Raw genomic sequence first — 644 nt, forward strand, 5'->3', positions numbered from 1 at the left:
GACCAGTGCGCCTTCGGCGCCCCCGAGTGCCCGGTGCCGGCCGGTCCCGCGATCGACCTCGCCAGCGGCAACTTCTACCTCACGCTGCGCCTGCCCGACCACGACCGGGCCTCCGTGGTCGCGATGCGGTACGCCGACGGCGCCCTCACCGGACTGTGGTCCGCGGACGTCCTCGACGGCGGCACCTCGTCGAGCCCCAGCCTCTCTGCCAACGGCACGACGGTCTACGCCGGGGACAACCAGGGCACGCTCTGGGCGCTCGACGCCGCCACCGGGCAGGTCCGCTGGAACCAGTCGCTCGGCTACCCCGCCGCGGGCACCCCGTCGGTGTCGGCGGACGGGCTGATCATCCCGGCTCCCGGCGAGGGCGGGCACCTGTTGGCGCTGCGGGACGAGGGCGACCACGCGGAGGTGGCGTGGGAACGTGGGGACGTCGCCCCGGTCGGCGCGTCCGCGCAGGCCGGCGGCGCCGTCGGCTACACCGAGGTGCGGGAGGGTCCCGACGCGTCGGCCCCCACGGCGCTGCTGACCTTCGACACCGGGACCGGCGAGACGCTCGACCAGGACACCCTGCCCGGCGGCAGCGGTCCCACCACGGGCACCGCGATCGGGCCCGACGGCGAGGTGCTCACCACCACCGTGAT

General features: G+C 75.8%; 1 protein-coding gene. It reads left to right on the top strand.

Features of this window, described 5'->3' with window-relative positions; all coding sequences use genetic code 11:
- The coding region (locus tag AC1DQC_RS19935) for an outer membrane protein assembly factor BamB family protein (protein ID WP_477052963.1) at positions 1–644 on the top strand (644 nt) is incomplete at both ends.

This window comes from Cellulomonas sp. P4_H12, from assembly GCF_056400905.1.